Source organism: Pseudomonas brassicacearum subsp. neoaurantiaca (assembly GCF_013608025.1).
Taxonomy (GTDB): domain Bacteria; phylum Pseudomonadota; class Gammaproteobacteria; order Pseudomonadales; family Pseudomonadaceae; genus Aquipseudomonas.
The window spans coordinates 35,454-48,914 of sequence record NZ_VDLV01000064.1; the positions used below are offsets into that span (position 1 = coordinate 35,454).

At 61.6% G+C, this 13,461-nt stretch carries 14 protein-coding genes; 7 read left to right on the forward strand and 7 right to left on the reverse strand.

The features are described from left to right. Positions 1–42: 42 nt before the first annotated feature. The 3 genes from hisA to FHK92_RS26495 all read left to right on the forward strand — a co-directional run bounded on the left by hisA (position 43) and on the right by FHK92_RS26495 (position 2,370). Positions 43–780, forward strand: a complete 738-nt coding sequence (hisA, locus tag FHK92_RS26485; protein WP_181290732.1) for a 1-(5-phosphoribosyl)-5-[(5-phosphoribosylamino)methylideneamino]imidazole-4-carboxamide isomerase — start codon at positions 43–45, stop codon at positions 778–780. A 9-nt stretch (positions 781–789) separates the two neighbouring features. Continuing rightward, a complete protein-coding gene (gene hisF, locus FHK92_RS26490; protein ID WP_003196830.1) occupies positions 790–1,560 on the forward strand; it encodes an imidazole glycerol phosphate synthase subunit HisF in 771 nt (256 codons plus the stop codon). A gap of 63 nt (positions 1,561–1,623) precedes the next feature. After that, positions 1,624–2,370: a substrate-binding periplasmic protein gene (locus FHK92_RS26495; RefSeq protein ID WP_181290733.1), complete on the forward strand. Its 747-nt coding sequence runs from the start codon at positions 1,624–1,626 to the stop codon at positions 2,368–2,370. A 273-nt stretch (positions 2,371–2,643) separates the two neighbouring features. Here FHK92_RS26495 and FHK92_RS26500 read toward each other — a convergent pair whose 3' ends face one another. The 4 genes from FHK92_RS26500 to gpmI form a co-directional block, all read right to left on the reverse strand. Further along, positions 2,644–3,423 carry a divergent polysaccharide deacetylase family protein gene (locus tag FHK92_RS26500; protein WP_181290734.1) on the reverse strand — a complete coding sequence of 260 codons (780 nt, stop codon included), beginning with the start codon at positions 3,421–3,423 and terminating at the stop codon, positions 2,644–2,646. A gap of 1 nt (position 3,424) precedes the next feature. Further along, complete coding sequence (locus FHK92_RS26505) at positions 3,425–4,741, reverse strand: S41 family peptidase (protein WP_181290735.1); 1,317 nt, start codon at positions 4,739–4,741, stop codon at positions 3,425–3,427. A gap of 32 nt (positions 4,742–4,773) precedes the next feature. After that, positions 4,774–6,066, reverse strand: coding sequence for a murein hydrolase activator EnvC family protein (locus FHK92_RS26510; RefSeq protein WP_181290736.1), 1,293 nt, complete (start codon positions 6,064–6,066; stop codon positions 4,774–4,776). 254 nt (positions 6,067–6,320) lie between these two features. Continuing rightward, on the reverse strand, positions 6,321–7,850 hold the full coding sequence (gene gpmI, locus FHK92_RS26515) for a 2,3-bisphosphoglycerate-independent phosphoglycerate mutase (RefSeq protein ID WP_181290737.1): 1,530 nt from the start codon (positions 7,848–7,850) through the stop codon (positions 6,321–6,323). A 152-nt stretch (positions 7,851–8,002) separates the two neighbouring features. Here gpmI and FHK92_RS26520 point away from each other — a divergent pair, with 152 nt between their 5' ends. Genes FHK92_RS26520 through secB form a run of 3 tightly spaced genes read left to right on the forward strand, consistent with a single transcriptional unit; the run spans position 8,003 to position 9,192 of the window. Further along, on the forward strand, positions 8,003–8,416 hold the full coding sequence (locus tag FHK92_RS26520; protein ID WP_181290738.1) for a rhodanese-like domain-containing protein: 414 nt from the start codon (positions 8,003–8,005) through the stop codon (positions 8,414–8,416). 1 nt (position 8,417) lies between these two features. Beyond that, positions 8,418–8,672: a glutaredoxin 3 gene (grxC, locus tag FHK92_RS26525; protein ID WP_181290739.1), complete on the forward strand. Its 255-nt coding sequence runs from the start codon at positions 8,418–8,420 to the stop codon at positions 8,670–8,672. A 37-nt stretch (positions 8,673–8,709) separates the two neighbouring features. Next, positions 8,710–9,192 (forward strand): protein-export chaperone SecB, encoded by a 483-nt coding sequence (gene secB / locus FHK92_RS26530; RefSeq protein ID WP_058546235.1) that lies wholly within the window; start codon positions 8,710–8,712, stop codon positions 9,190–9,192. A 139-nt stretch (positions 9,193–9,331) separates the two neighbouring features. On the opposite strand, the gene trmL is transcribed toward secB, so the two are convergent. Then, positions 9,332–9,787 carry a tRNA (uridine(34)/cytosine(34)/5-carboxymethylaminomethyluridine(34)-2'-O)-methyltransferase TrmL gene (trmL, locus tag FHK92_RS26535; protein WP_039592709.1) on the reverse strand — a complete coding sequence of 152 codons (456 nt, stop codon included), beginning with the start codon at positions 9,785–9,787 and terminating at the stop codon, positions 9,332–9,334. Here trmL and FHK92_RS26540 point away from each other — a divergent pair. After that, positions 9,786–10,226: a hypothetical protein gene (locus tag FHK92_RS26540; protein WP_181290740.1), complete on the forward strand. Its 441-nt coding sequence runs from the start codon at positions 9,786–9,788 to the stop codon at positions 10,224–10,226. The two genes, trmL and FHK92_RS26540, sit on opposite strands and share 2 nt — an antisense overlap. Before the next feature lie 536 nt (positions 10,227–10,762). On the opposite strand, the gene ntrC is transcribed toward FHK92_RS26540, so the two are convergent. Then, positions 10,763–12,199 (reverse strand): nitrogen regulation protein NR(I), encoded by a 1,437-nt coding sequence (gene ntrC / locus FHK92_RS26545; protein ID WP_030141468.1) that lies wholly within the window; start codon positions 12,197–12,199, stop codon positions 10,763–10,765. Further along, on the reverse strand, positions 12,196–13,281 hold the full coding sequence (gene glnL / locus FHK92_RS26550) for a nitrogen regulation protein NR(II) (RefSeq protein WP_181290741.1): 1,086 nt from the start codon (positions 13,279–13,281) through the stop codon (positions 12,196–12,198). The genes ntrC and glnL overlap by 4 nt, the downstream gene beginning before the upstream one ends. Positions 13,282–13,461 lie beyond the last annotated feature (180 nt).

The following is a 13,461-nucleotide window of genomic DNA, read 5'->3' on the forward strand; positions in this document are numbered from 1 at the left end:
TTTTCGAGCCAAGCTGAATATTCGTATTTGAAGGTTTGCCAGATGCTGATTATCCCCGCTATCGATCTCAAGGACGGCGCTTGCGTACGTCTGCGTCAGGGCCGCATGGAAGACTCCACGGTGTTTTCCGATGACCCGGTGAGTATGGCCGCCAAGTGGGTGGAGGGCGGCTGCCGTCGCTTGCATCTGGTCGACCTGAACGGCGCCTTCGAAGGGCAGCCGGTCAACGGTGAGGTGGTCACGGCCATCGCCAAGCGCTATCCGAACCTGCCGATCCAGATCGGCGGCGGCATTCGCTCGCTGGAAACCATCGAGCACTACGTCAAGGCTGGCGTGAGCTACGTGATCATCGGCACCAAGGCTGTGAAAGACCCGGCTTTCGTTGCCGAAGCCTGTCGCGCGTTCCCAGGCAAGATCATCGTTGGCCTGGATGCCAAGGACGGTTTCGTCGCCACCGATGGCTGGGCTGAAATCAGCACCGTGCAAGTCATCGATCTGGCCAAGCAGTTTGAAGCTGACGGCGTGTCCTCGATCGTTTATACCGACATCGCCAAAGACGGCATGATGCAGGGCTGTAACGTGCCGTTCACCGCGGCCCTGGCCGCAGCGACGAAGATTCCTGTGATCGCCTCCGGCGGCATCCACAACCTGGGTGACATCAAGGCACTGCTCGACGCCAAGGCGCCGGGCATCATCGGTGCGATCACCGGTCGCGCGATCTACGAAGGCACCCTGGACGTCGCCGAGGCCCAGGCCTTCTGCGATTCCTATAAAGGCTGAGGACTCACCATGGCGCTGGCCAAACGCATCATCCCTTGCCTCGACGTGGACAACGGCCGTGTGGTCAAAGGGGTCAAGTTCGAGAACATCCGTGACGCCGGCGACCCGGTGGAAATCGCCCGTCGCTACGACGAGCAGGGTGCCGACGAGATTACCTTCCTGGATATCACGGCCAGCGTCGATGGCCGCGACACCACGCTGCATACCGTCGAGCGCATGGCCAGCCAGGTGTTTATCCCGCTGACCGTGGGCGGTGGCGTGCGCACCGTGCAGGACATCCGCAACCTGCTCAATGCCGGCGCGGACAAGGTGTCGATCAACACTGCGGCGGTGTTCAACCCTGAGTTCGTCGGTGAAGCGGCCCAGCACTTCGGCTCGCAGTGCATCGTCGTGGCCATCGATGCGAAGAAAGTCTCCGGCCCGGGCGAAACCCCGCGTTGGGAAATCTTCACCCACGGCGGACGCAAGCCTACGGGCCTGGACGCTGTCGAGTGGGCAAAGAAGATGGAAGGCCTGGGTGCCGGTGAAATCCTGCTGACCAGCATGGATCAGGACGGCATGAAAAACGGCTTCGACCTCGGCGTCACGCGCGCCATCAGCGATGCCTTGGGCATTCCCGTCATTGCTTCCGGCGGCGTCGGTAACCTGCAGCATCTGGCCGATGGCATTCTCGAAGGCCATGCCAGCGCGGTGCTGGCGGCGAGCATTTTCCACTTCGGCGAATACACCGTGCCGGAAGCCAAGGCCTACATGGCTCATCGCGGCATCTGCATTCGCTGACTGCTGGACACCATGGCGGGCCCAAGGCACTCTTGAGCACACCATGGATTGCGGTAGCCCGACATGCTCAAACGCCTCGTACTTGCCTTTGCCGGTGCCACGTTGCTGCTCGCCGGCACTGTCCGCGCCGCTGAAACATCGCTGGTGTTGCTGACGGAAAACTTCCCCCCGTACAACATGGCCAAGAACGGCAAGAACTTCGCCCAGGACGAAAACATCCACGGCATTGCCGTGGACATCGTCCGAGAGATTTTCAAGCGCGCCGACATTACCTACAGCCTGACACTGCGTTTTCCGTGGGAGCGAATCTACAAACTCGCGTTGGAAAAACCGGGTTACGGTGTGTTCGTGATGGCGCGGTTGCCGGAGCGTGAAAAACTCTTCAAATGGGTCGGTCCCATCGGGCCAGACGACTGGGTGATGCTCGCCAAGGCTGATAGCAAGATTGCCCTCGATTCGTTGGCGCAGGCGCGCCAGTACAAGATCGGTGCCTACAAAGGTGACGCAATCGCCGAGACGTTGGCCAAGCAAGGGCTCAAGCCGATTGTCGTGTTACGCGATCAGGACAACGCCAGGAAACTGGTCAATGGCCAGATTGACCTGTGGGCTACCGGCGACCCGGCTGGGCGTTACCTGGCGCGTCAGGAAGGGGTGAACGATCTCAAGACGGTGCTGCGCTTCAACAGTGCCGAGCTGTACCTGGCCTTGAACAAGGACGTACCCGACGATGTTGTCGCTCGGTTGCAAAAGGCCCTGGATGAGTTGCGCAAGGAAGGCGCGGTGGACGCGATCATGGCGCGGTATCTGTAAGGGTTTCACTCGCCGTGCGGCCGCCATCGTCGGATCGCCGCCCGGAGCAAGCTCGCTCCCACAAGGTTGCCAGGGCGTTCACAGATGCGGTGCCCACCTCAGGTCCCCTGTGGGAGCGAGCTTGCTCGCGAAAGCGGTGGATCAGCTTGTAGAGATATTGGGTGTGCTGGCCCCTTCGCGAGCAAGCTCGCTCCCACAAGGTCAACCGGGTGTTCACAGATGCGGTGCCCGCCACAGATCCCCTGTGGGAGTCAGCTTGCTCGCGATGGGCTGCTACCGATAAACCCCATCCTTCCCATGCCCGGCCATCGCCCGATTGCTGCGCAGGCTGATCATCGACTTGATGTCGATCCAGTCGATGCCCTGGGCCTTGAGCTTGGGCAGTTCGCGTTCGAGCACCGCCAGGGTCTGCGGGTAGGGATGACCGATCATCACGGCCGAGCCTTGTCGGCGGGCCAGGTCGATGGCGGTCTGGAGCTGATGGGCGATGGCGGCTTCGGTGCGCTCGTCATCCAGGAAAACATCCCGCGACACACTGGCGAGGCCGATCTTCTGGGCTTCGGCGGCAGCTACGGTCTGGGCGCTGGTGCGGCTGTCGACGAAAAACTTGTGCCGCTGCTGAAGATTCGCCATCAACCACGCCATGGCTTGGGGCTGGGCGGTCATGCGGCTGCCCATGTGGTTGTTGATGCCACTGGTGTAGGGCACGGCGGCAAACGCGGCGTCGAGGCGCTTGCCCAGTTCTTCGATGGACAGTTCCGGATGCCACGCGAACGGTCCGGTGGCCGGGTCCATGGGCATGTGCAGCATGACCAGCTTGCCGGCGCGATGGGCTTCGCGGGCGAATTCGGCGGCGTGGGGGGTGTCGGGCATGATTGCCGCGGTCACGGGGCCGGGGAGGGCCAGTACTCGGCGATCCCGGGGCAGGTTTTGTCCCAGGTCATCGATGATCAGGCTCAGGTAAGCCTTGTGCGGCGAGGGGGGCGTGGCGGGGGCCGCGTCAACGGCCCCCGCCAGCAGGCACAGCAGGATGAAGATGCAACGCAGGCCCATCTCAGCGGCCGGACGTGATGTTCAATCCTTTGAGCAGGCTCAAGGCCTGGGCCAACTGATAGTCGTCATCCTGCGGCATCGGCTTGGCCTTGGTGCCGGAACCGGTCGGTTTGTCGGCGCCGCCGTTGCCATTGCCCAGGTGGCCCTGCAGGTCGGCCTCCTTGAAGTATTCGCTGTCCGCCTCACTGGTAATCTTGGCCTTGCGCACTTCAATGTCCGGGACGATGCCCTGGGCCTGGATGGAGCGGCCATTAGGCGTGAAGTACAGCGCGGTGGTGATCTTCAGGGCGCGGTCGTTGTTCAGTGGCAACACGGTCTGCACCGAGCCCTTGCCGAAACTGGTGGTGCCCATGACCACGCCGCGTTTCTGATCCTGCAGGGCGCCGGCGACGATTTCCGAGGCCGAGGCGCTGCCGCCATTGATCAGCACGACCAGCGGAACGGCTTCGCTCAGGTCATTGCCCGTAGCCGAAAAGCGCAGTTCGGAGTTGGCAATTCGGCCCTTGGTGTAGACGATCAGGCCCTTGGTGATGAAGTGGTCGACCACTTCCACAGCTGACTGCAACACTCCGCCGGGGTTGTTACGCAGGTCCAGGACCAGGCCGTTGAGTTTCTTGCCGTTGTCCTTGCGTAGCTTGGCCAGGGCCTTGGCGACTTCTTCGCCAGTCTTGACTTGGAACTGGGTGATGCGGATGTAACCGTAGCCCGATTCCAGCAGTTGGCTCTTCACGCTCTTGACCTGGATGACCGCCCGCGTGAGCGTCACGTCGAATGGCGTACCGCCGTCGCGTACCAGGGTCAGGGTGATCTTCTGGCCGATCTTGCCGCGCATCTTGTCCACGGCTTCGGTCATGCTCTGGCCGCGGGTTGGTTGGCCGTTGATCTTGACGATGAAGTCACCGGCCTGGATGCCGGCCTTGGAAGCAGGCGTGTCGTCGATGGGCGAGACGACCTTGACGAAGCCGTCTTCGCTGCCAACCTCGATACCCAAGCCGCCGAACTCGCCGCTGGTGCTTTCCTGCAGCTCGGCAAAGTCGTCCGGCCCCAGATAGGCAGAGTGCGGGTCAAGGTTGCTGAGCATGCCCTTGATGGCGTTCTCCAGCAGCACCTTGTCGTCTACCGGTTCGACGTACGCGGCTTTGATCCGGTCCATGACCTCGGCAAAGGTGCGCAGTTCGTCCAGCGGCAGCGGGGCCTTGGTGGTCGCGGCCGTGGCGGCGGGTGCCGACGGGGCCGGCTCGGCGGCGAAAGCCAGGGGCGCGCCGATCACGAGGGCGATCGTCAGGGCCAGCGAGGTGAGGCGGGACAAATGCAGCATGTCGAACGAACTCCTGAGTTGGATGGGCGCGCTTATCCTTGCGCACGACACCATTGGGCCGGGTCACTTGGGCGACCCTGCTGGCGAATAGCGAAATACAGTGCTGGCGTATCCTGCCCGCCACTGTTGCCGACCGTTGAGATGGACTCGCCGGCCTTGACCACATCCCCGGCTGATTTGAGCAGGGTCTGGTTGTGGCCGTAAAGGCTCAGGTATCCATTGCCGTGATCGAGGATCACCAGCAAGCCGGCGCCGCGCAGCCAATCGGCAAACACCACGCGCCCGCCATGTACGGCATGCACCTGGCTACCGGCGGAGGCGCTGATCATCACGCCGTCCCACTTGGTGCGGGTATCGTCGCCGCGGGTTTCACCGAAGCGCGCAAGTAATCGACCATTGACTGGCCATGGAAGTTTGCCTCGGGCTGAAGCAAAAGCGCCGCCGAAGGTTTCGCCGTCGCTGGAAACCAGCGCGCCGGGGCTGGATTTTGCCGGTTTGCGCGGCGCCTCGCCGGCGTCAGCGTCGGCCTGGGCTTCACGCAACCGCTTTTTTTCGGCTTCCTGCTGGGCGATCAGCGCTTTCTGGCGCGCTTCTTCTGCCTCTCGGGCCTGGCGAGCCAGGGTTTCTTCGATGGTTTTCAGTACATTGGCCAGTTCGGCCTGGTCTTGCTCGCGGGCCTTGAGCTTGCTGTCGCGGGCCTTGACGTCGTCATTGAGCTTGGCCAGGGCCTCCTGGCGCTCCTTGCGGACCTTCTCGAGTTCTTCGCGCTGGGTGTCGAGGCTGCTTTTCTGCACCAGCAACTGGGCCTGCTGTAACTCGATGTCTTTTTCGACATTGGCCAGTTGGCGCAGGGTTTCGTTGAAGTTCTTCAACTGCTCCAGGCGTGCCTGGCTCAGGTAATCGTAATAAGTGAGAGTGCGGGCAAACTTCTCGGGGTTCTGCTGGTTGAGCAGCAGTTTGAGGTATTCCTGGCGACCGTTCTGGTACGCCGCCCGGGCCTGGATGGCGATCAGCTTTTGCTGTTCAGTGCGCGCGCTCTGGAGTTTTTTTTTCTCTCCATCGAGCCGCTGCAGCTCGGATTCGCTTTTCTTCAGCTCTTTCTGCAGGGCGTCGACCTGCTTTTCCAGCTTGCCCATCTCGGTTTCGGTGCCGCGCAGGTCTTTCTGCACGCTGGACTTTTCTTCCTGCAGCTTGCCCAGCAGTTTCTTCAACTCGGCGATGTCCTGACGCGTGGCTTCCAACTGTTGTTGGGTTTGCGCGCGCTCGTCGGCAAAGGCCGGTTGGAGGAGGCAGGTCAGGGCAAGGGCTATCAGGACGCGAAGCATAGAGGCGGGCGACACCAGGGAAAGGGACGGCCTAGTATGCCCGCCCCACGCTGCAAAAAAAACGCCCATTTGGGGCTGTGTGATAACTGGCCGAAAAAACACCAAAAACCAATGTGGGAGCGAGCTTGCTGTGGCGAGGGAGCTTGCTCCCGCTGGGCTGCGAAGCAGCCCCTCGACAAGATCAAGCCAGAAGCATCTGCGACGGGAGCAAGCTCCCTCGCCACAAAAGCCCTGCTCAATGCTGCGACGCCTGGTCAGACCAGGATCGAGGTCCCGGTCATTTCAGCCGGCTTTTCCATGCCCAGCAACATCAGCATGGTCGGGGCCACGTCAGCCAGCACGCCGCCGTTGCGGACCTTGAAGTCGCGCTTGCCGACATAAATGAACGGCACCGGCTCGGTGGTGTGCGCGGTGTGGGCCTGGCCGGTGGATTCGTCGGACATCTGCTCGACGTTGCCGTGGTCCGCCGTGATCAGGGCTTCGCCGCCGACTTTCTCCAGGGCGTCGACGATGCGACCCACGCAAGTGTCCAGGCATTCCACCGCCTTGACCGCTGCGTCGAATACGCCGCTGTGGCCGACCATGTCGCCGTTGGCGTAGTTCACCACGATCACGTCGTAGCGCTGGTTTTCAATGGCGTCGACGATGCGGTCGGTCACTTCCGGCGCGCTCATTTCCGGTTGCAGGTCGTAGGTGGCAACTTTCGGCGACGGGATCAGGATGCGTTCTTCGCCCGGGAAGGGTTCTTCACGGCCACCGGAGAAAAAGAACGTCACGTGGGCGTACTTTTCGGTTTCGGCGATGCGCAGCTGGGTCTTGCCGTTTTTCGCCAGGTAATCGCCCAGCACGTTTTCCAGGCTGCCGGCGGCGAAGGCCGAGGGCGCGGGAATGCTGGCGGCGTATTGGGTCAGCATCACGAAACCGGCCAGTTTCGGCTGGCGGGCGCGTTCGAATTCCTTGAAATCGTCTTCGACGAATACGCGGGTCAGTTCACGGGCGCGGTCGGCACGGAAGTTCATGAACACCACGGCGTCGCCGTCCTCGACTTTGACCGGCGCGCCAATGGTGGTGGCCTTGACGAATTCGTCGCTTTCGCCGCGTTCATAGGCTGCCTGCAGGCCTTCTTGCGCGGTGGCGGCGTGGAATTCGGCATTGCCGTCGACGATCAGGTTGTAGGCCTGGGCGACGCGATCCCAGCGATTGTCGCGGTCCATGGCGAAGTAGCGGCCGATCAGGCTGGCAATCCGGCCCTTGCCCAGCGCCTTGAACGTGTCATCCAGAACCTTGATCGACGATTCGGCGCTCTTGGGCGGCGTATCGCGGCCATCGAGGAAGGCGTGCAGGTAGATGTTCTGGGCGCCGCGCTTGGCGGCCAGTTCGGCCATGGCGACCAGGTGATCCTGGTGGCTGTGTACGCCGCCATCGGACAGCAGGCCCATGAAGTGCACGGCTTTGCCAGCGGCGACGGCTTTATCCACGGCGGCGCAGATGGTTGGGTTTTCAAAGAACTCGCCATCGCGGATCGACTTGGTCACGCGGGTGAAATCCTGATACACCACGCGGCCCGCGCCGAGGTTCATATGGCCGACTTCGGAGTTGCCCATTTGCCCGTCGGGCAGGCCTACGTCCATGCCGCTGCCGGAGATCAAGCCGTTCGGCACGGTGGCCCACAGGCGATCCAGTACAGGCTTCTTGGCCGCGTATACGGCATTGGATTCGTGGCTGTCACTGTGACCGAAGCCGTCCAGAATCATCAGGACCAAAGGTTTAGGCGTGGTAGTCATGGAATCCACTCGTGGCTGGTTGAAAGAAGACGATGGAAAAGGGACGGGCAGTTTAAAGGTAAGTTCCGGTGCCGTCACCGCCGGGCGGGGTTTGGCCGGCCTTGCGTGCTGTGTATACTGGCCGACATTTTAACGCCCTGGAACCTCCTTCGATGGTTGCTCACCTGATTGAATTTGCCACTAACCACTACATTCTCGTCGGTATCTTCGTCGTACTGTTGGCGTTGCTGTTGGCCCATACGATGCAGGGCGGCGGACGCAGCCTGAGCACTGGCGAGTTGACTGCGCTGGTCAACAAGGATGCCGGCGTGGTGGTCGATATCCGCCCGAGCAAGGAATACGCCGCCGGTCACATTGTCGGCGCGCTGAACATTCCGCAGGACAAACTGATCGCACGCGTTGGCGAACTGGAAAAGCACAAGGCCAAGACAATCATCCTGGTGGACGCCCAAGGCCAGCAGGCCGGTACCCTTGCCCGCGAACTGATGAAGTCCGGCTTCACCGCCGCCAAGCTGTCCGGTGGCGTTGCGAGCTGGAAAGCCGACAATCTGCCCTTGGTGAAGTGACATGCCCCACGTAGTTGTCTACTCCAGCGATTACTGCCCTTATTGCTCCCGAGCCAAGCACTTGCTCCAGAGTAAAGGCGTGGCTTTCGAAGAGATCAAGGTCGACGGCAAGCCGCAACTGCGCGCCGAAATGACCCAGAAGGCCCGGCGTACCTCCGTGCCGCAGATCTGGATCGGCGACACCCACGTGGGCGGTTCCGATGATCTGTACGCCCTGGAGCGCGCCGGCAAGCTCGACGCGCTGCTCAAGGCCTGAATTCCTATTAACAGAACTGAAGTAAGAAGGATCTGCGATGACTGACCAACAGAACACTGCTGCCACTGAAGAAGAAGCCGCACCGCAATTCTCCTTGCAGCGCATTTACGTCCGTGACCTGTCCTTCGAGGCCCCGAAAAGCCCGGCGATTTTCCGCCAGCAGTGGGAGCCGAGCGTAGGCCTGGACCTGAACACCCGTCAGAAAGCCCTGGAAGACGATTTCCACGAAGTGGTACTGACCCTGTCGGTCACCGTCAAGAACGGCGACGAAGTCGCGTTCATCGCCGAAGTGCAGCAGGCCGGTATCTTCCTGATCAAGAATCTGGATGCCGCTTCGATGAGCCACACCCTGGGTGCTTTCTGCCCGAACATCCTGTTCCCTTACGCCCGCGAAACCCTGGATAGCCTGGTGACTCGCGGTTCGTTCCCGGCGCTGATGCTGGCTCCGGTGAACTTCGATGCCCTGTACGCGCAAGAGCTGCAGCGCATGCAGCAGGAAGGCGGCGCGACCGTTCAGTAAACGGCGCTCCACGCGGCACAAAACCTGTGGGAGCGAGCCTGCTCGCGATGGCGGTGTATCAGTTAACATCAAAGTCGACTGACCCAGCGCCATCGCGAGCAAGCTCGCTCCCACAGGTGTTTCTGCCAACAGGTAGGGTTCAGGCGAAGCCGTTCTGCCGCCACGCCTCGTAAACCGCTACCGCCACGGTGTTGGACAGGTTCAGGCTCCGGCAGCCTTCGCGCATTGGCAGGCGCAAGCGTTGTTCGGCGGGCAGGGCGTCCAGCACTTCGGCCGGCAGGCCACGGCTTTCCGGGCCGAACAGGAACGCATCCCCGGCGACGAAGCTGGCATCATGAAACGGCCGCGAGCCCTTGGTGGTGAAAGCGAAAAGACGTGGATGCCCCAAGCTCTCCAAGCAACTGGCCAGATCGGCGTGCCGCTGCAAAGTGGCATACTCGTGGTAGTCGAGGCCGGCGCGGCGCAGGCGCTTGTCGTCCATGTCGAAGCCCAGCGGTTCGATCAAATGCAGGTGGCAGCCACTGTTGGCGCACAGCCTGATGACGTTGCCGGTATTCGGCGGGATTTCCGGTTGAAAAAGGATGACGTGAAACATGCACGGCTCCGCAGATGAAGATGAGCGGCATTCTACGCCGCAAACCGATCGACGTTCGAAGCTAATGCCTCGGGTGATGGGCTCGTTGGCGATTTTCGGCATGATGATCGGGCTGATGATCGGACGCCTGACCACGCCTGAGCCGAGCTTGCTGCAGCAGGTCGAAGTCAACGACGGCGGGCTGGTTGCCTGGTTCAACAATGAACCCAAGTTGCACGGGGAAGTCGTCGACGGCTCGGTGGCGCTGTTGTTCGATGCAGAGGGTTCACCACAGAACGGCCAGCTCAAGCTCAACGGCAAGGATGTGAATTGGCGGGTGCGTCTGAGTGACAAGGGCTTGTTGCTGACGCTGGTAGCGGCGCGTCCGTTGCGAGGGGAGTGGGCCGGCAGCGAAGTCGATGACCGCTGGCGGTTGGAGATCCGTCTCCAAGAGCAATAAAAGAGGGAATCCCCGGCCTGCCTGTACCAAGGTCCCCAAAACGGGAGGGCTCGCGCTCGGCGCAGGGCCCCTGGGTGTAAAGAAGGGAAACCTTGACCTGCCTGTATCAAGGCCCCCAAAACAGTGGGCTCGATGAGCCCGGTATAAAAGAGGGGAATCCCCGGCCTGCCTGTACCAAGGTCCCCAAAACTGGGTAGTGATCTGGCTATTGCAGGGGACGTGCCAGTTTTAAATGGCTTGTCACAAAAAACTTGCTGGAAATGCGCAAAGCCCCGTAATCCGGGGCTTTGGCTTTTGCGGCGGCTGGTTTTTTCGAAGCGGTCCGATGGGTTCGGGCCTGTGGCACATGAGCAATTGCGGTTCGCCGTGCATTGAAGCGGTGCATAAAGCTATAAAAGCATCGTCGGATCGCCGCCCGGAGCAAGCTTCCCACAGGGTTCAGTGGTGTTCACGCGCTCGCGAACACTGGAAATCCATTGTGGGAGCGAGCTTGCTCGCGATTGGCCTTCAAATTCAGCGAAGGGGTTAAAGGCTGATCAGCCCTCATCCCCCTCATCATCGTCCCCGCCATCAACCTTCATCCCCAATTCCTTGATCTTGCGGGTCAAGGTATTGCGGCCCCAACCCAGCAGGACGGCGGCGTCACGGCGGCGGCCGGCGGTGTGCTTGAGGGCGGTTTCGATCATGATCCGCTCGAAACTCGGCACGGCGCTGTCCAGAAGGCTCGACTGGCCGCGGGCCAGCGCCTGGTCAGCCCATTGGCGCAGGGCCTGTTCCCAGTTGGTCACTGGCGCCGAATCCTGTGGCAGGCTCAACAGTTCCGGTGGCAGGTCGCTGATATGCACTTCGCGACCCGACGCCATCACCGTGATCCAGCGGCAGGTGTTCTCCAACTGACGCACGTTGCCGGGCCACGGCAGGTTCTTGAGGTATTCCTCGGTTTCGTTCTTGAGCAGCTTGGGCTCCACCGCCAGTTCCTGGGCCGCGCGGCCGAGGAAGTGTCGGGCCAGGGTCGGGATGTCTTCGCGACGGTCCGCCAGGCGCGGGATGTGGATGCGGATCACATTCAGGCGATGGAACAAGTCTTCCCGGAACTTACCGGCGTGGACCAGGGTTTCCAGATTCTGGTGGGTCGCGGCAATGATTCGAACATCGACCTTGACCGGGGTATGACCGCCCACCCGATAGAACTCACCATCGGCCAGCACGCGCAGCAAGCGGGTCTGGGTGTCTGCCGGCATGTCGCCGATTTCGTCGAGGAACAGCGTGCCGCCGTCGGCTTGCTCGAAGCGTCCGCGCCGCAGGTTTGCCGCGCCGGTGAAGGCGCCTTTCTCATGGCCGAACAGCTCGGATTCCATCAGGTCCTTTGGGATCGCGGCCATGTTCAGCGCAATGAACGGCGACGCCGCCCGTGGGCTGTGGCGGTGCAGGGCGTGGGCAACCAATTCCTTGCCGGTGCCCGACTCGCCGTTGATCAGCACGGTGATGTTGGAGTGGCTCAAGCGGCCGATGGCGCGAAACACTTCCTGCATCGCCGGCGCTTCGCCGATGATCTCCGGAGTGCGGGCCAGGGCCGGTACTTCTTCCAGGCCTTGTTGTTCCTGGGCGTGCTGGTTGGCGCGCTTGACCAGGGACACGGCTTCGTCGACATCGAACGGCTTGGGCAGGTATTCGAACGCACCGCCCTGGTAGGACGCGACGGCGCTGTCCAGGTCCGAATGGGCGGTCATGATGATCACCGGCAGCCGTGGGTGCTGCTCGCGAATCCGCGCCAGCAAGTCCAGGCCACTGGCGCCGGGCATGCGGATGTCGGAAATGATGACGTCCGGCTGCTGACGGGCCAGGCGGCTCATCACCCCGTCTGCGCTGTCGAAGCTCTGGGTGGTCATGCCTTCCTGTTGCAAGGCTTTTTCCAGGACCCAGCGGATAGAACGGTCGTCATCGACGATCCACACGGTTTCACTACGGCTCATGTCGATGTGGCTCCTTGTTCCAGTGGCAGGAAGATCGAGAAAGTGGTGTGGCCGGGGTGGCTTTCACATTCGATCAAGCCCTGATGCTGACTGATGATGTTCTGGGTGATGGACAGCCCCAGCCCGGTACCGTCCGGGCGGCCGCTGACCATGGGAAAGAAGATGGTTTCCTGCAATTCCTGGGGAATGCCCGGACCGTTGTCGATGATCTCGATCTTGGTCACCAGGCGATGGCGCACATGGCCGATGGTGAACTGGCGCATGGCGCGGGTGCGCAGGCTGATGCGGCCCAGGCGCAACTCGTTCTGGGTGCTGATGGCTTGCATGGCGTTGCGCACGATATTCAGCACCGCCTGGATCATCTGTTCGCGATCGATCAAGACGTCGGGAATGCTCGGGTCATAGTCGCGCACCAGGGTGATGCAGCCTTGGCTTTCTGCTTCCACCAGGCTGCTGACGCGTTCCAATACTTCGTGGACATTGCACAAAGCCAGCGAGGGCAGCTTGTTCGAGCCAAGCATGCGGTCCACCAGGTTACGCAGGCGGTCAGCTTCTTCGATGATGACGTTGGTGTAGTCCTTGAGGCTTTCTTCCGGCAGCTCCCGGGCGAGCAACTGGGCCGCGCCGCGAATGCCGCCAAGCGGATTCTTGATTTCATGGGCGAGGCCGCGCACCAGCATCTTGCTGGTTTCCTGCTTGGATATCTGTGCCTCTTCCTTGGTGATGCGCAGCAGGCGATCACGGGGATGGACTTCCAACAGCAGCAGGGTGGCGTGGTTGTTCAGTATTGGCGTTACCGCGTAGTCGACGGTCAGGGTCTGGCCGGTCAGGGCGGTCAGCATCGCTTCGCGCTTGGTGAACGGGTGGGCCTGTTCCACGGCCTGGCGCAGGGAATTGAGCGCTTCGGCGGACTCGGTAAACAGTTCGCTGATGAACTGCCCGTGGCTGCGCTGGCCGCTGACGGCCAGGAGCATCTCCGCCGCCGGGTTCATGTACTCGAGGCGCAGTTCGGCGTCGAGCAGGATGGTCGCGGTGGTGAGATTGTCGAGCAACAAGCGGTGTAGTGCGTCGCTAATGGTCATCAGGACCTCTTTTAAAGCGTAGCGTTCAAGGGCAGGCCCCCAAATCGCGCGCGCGATTAATGCGCTGATACCAGCAAAATGCAAAAACCAAACCAAGGCTCCGAAAAGAAGCGTTTAGAGCCTCAAAAGGCCATTTTTCGCCCAGTTGCGTGGCGTTCTGCCAGCTTTTACGGGTACTTT

Bases quoted from the DNA above. Each gene is read 5' to 3' on its own strand.
- glnL (WP_181290741.1), bottom strand. From the start codon at position 13,281: ATGACCATTAGCGACGCACTACACCGCTTGTTGCTCGACAATCTCACC.
- FHK92_RS26495 (WP_181290733.1), top strand. From the start codon at position 1,624: ATGCTCAAACGCCTCGTACTTGCCTTTGCCGGTGCCACGTTGCTGCTC.
- FHK92_RS26540 (WP_181290740.1), top strand. From the start codon at position 9,786: ATGCACGGCTCCGCAGATGAAGATGAGCGGCATTCTACGCCGCAAACC.
- trmL (WP_039592709.1), bottom strand. From the start codon at position 9,787: ATGTTTCACGTCATCCTTTTTCAACCGGAAATCCCGCCGAATACCGGC.
- hisF (WP_003196830.1), top strand. From the start codon at position 790: ATGGCGCTGGCCAAACGCATCATCCCTTGCCTCGACGTGGACAACGGC.
- secB (WP_058546235.1), top strand. From the start codon at position 8,710: ATGACTGACCAACAGAACACTGCTGCCACTGAAGAAGAAGCCGCACCG.
- hisA (WP_181290732.1), top strand. From the start codon at position 43: ATGCTGATTATCCCCGCTATCGATCTCAAGGACGGCGCTTGCGTACGT.
- FHK92_RS26500 (WP_181290734.1), bottom strand. From the start codon at position 3,423: ATGGGCCTGCGTTGCATCTTCATCCTGCTGTGCCTGCTGGCGGGGGCC.
- gpmI (WP_181290737.1), bottom strand. From the start codon at position 7,850: ATGACTACCACGCCTAAACCTTTGGTCCTGATGATTCTGGACGGCTTC.
- FHK92_RS26505 (WP_181290735.1), bottom strand. From the start codon at position 4,741: ATGCTGCATTTGTCCCGCCTCACCTCGCTGGCCCTGACGATCGCCCTC.
- FHK92_RS26520 (WP_181290738.1), top strand. From the start codon at position 8,003: ATGGTTGCTCACCTGATTGAATTTGCCACTAACCACTACATTCTCGTC.
- FHK92_RS26510 (WP_181290736.1), bottom strand. From the start codon at position 6,066: ATGCTTCGCGTCCTGATAGCCCTTGCCCTGACCTGCCTCCTCCAACCG.
- ntrC (WP_030141468.1), bottom strand. From the start codon at position 12,199: ATGAGCCGTAGTGAAACCGTGTGGATCGTCGATGACGACCGTTCTATC.
- grxC (WP_181290739.1), top strand. From the start codon at position 8,418: ATGCCCCACGTAGTTGTCTACTCCAGCGATTACTGCCCTTATTGCTCC.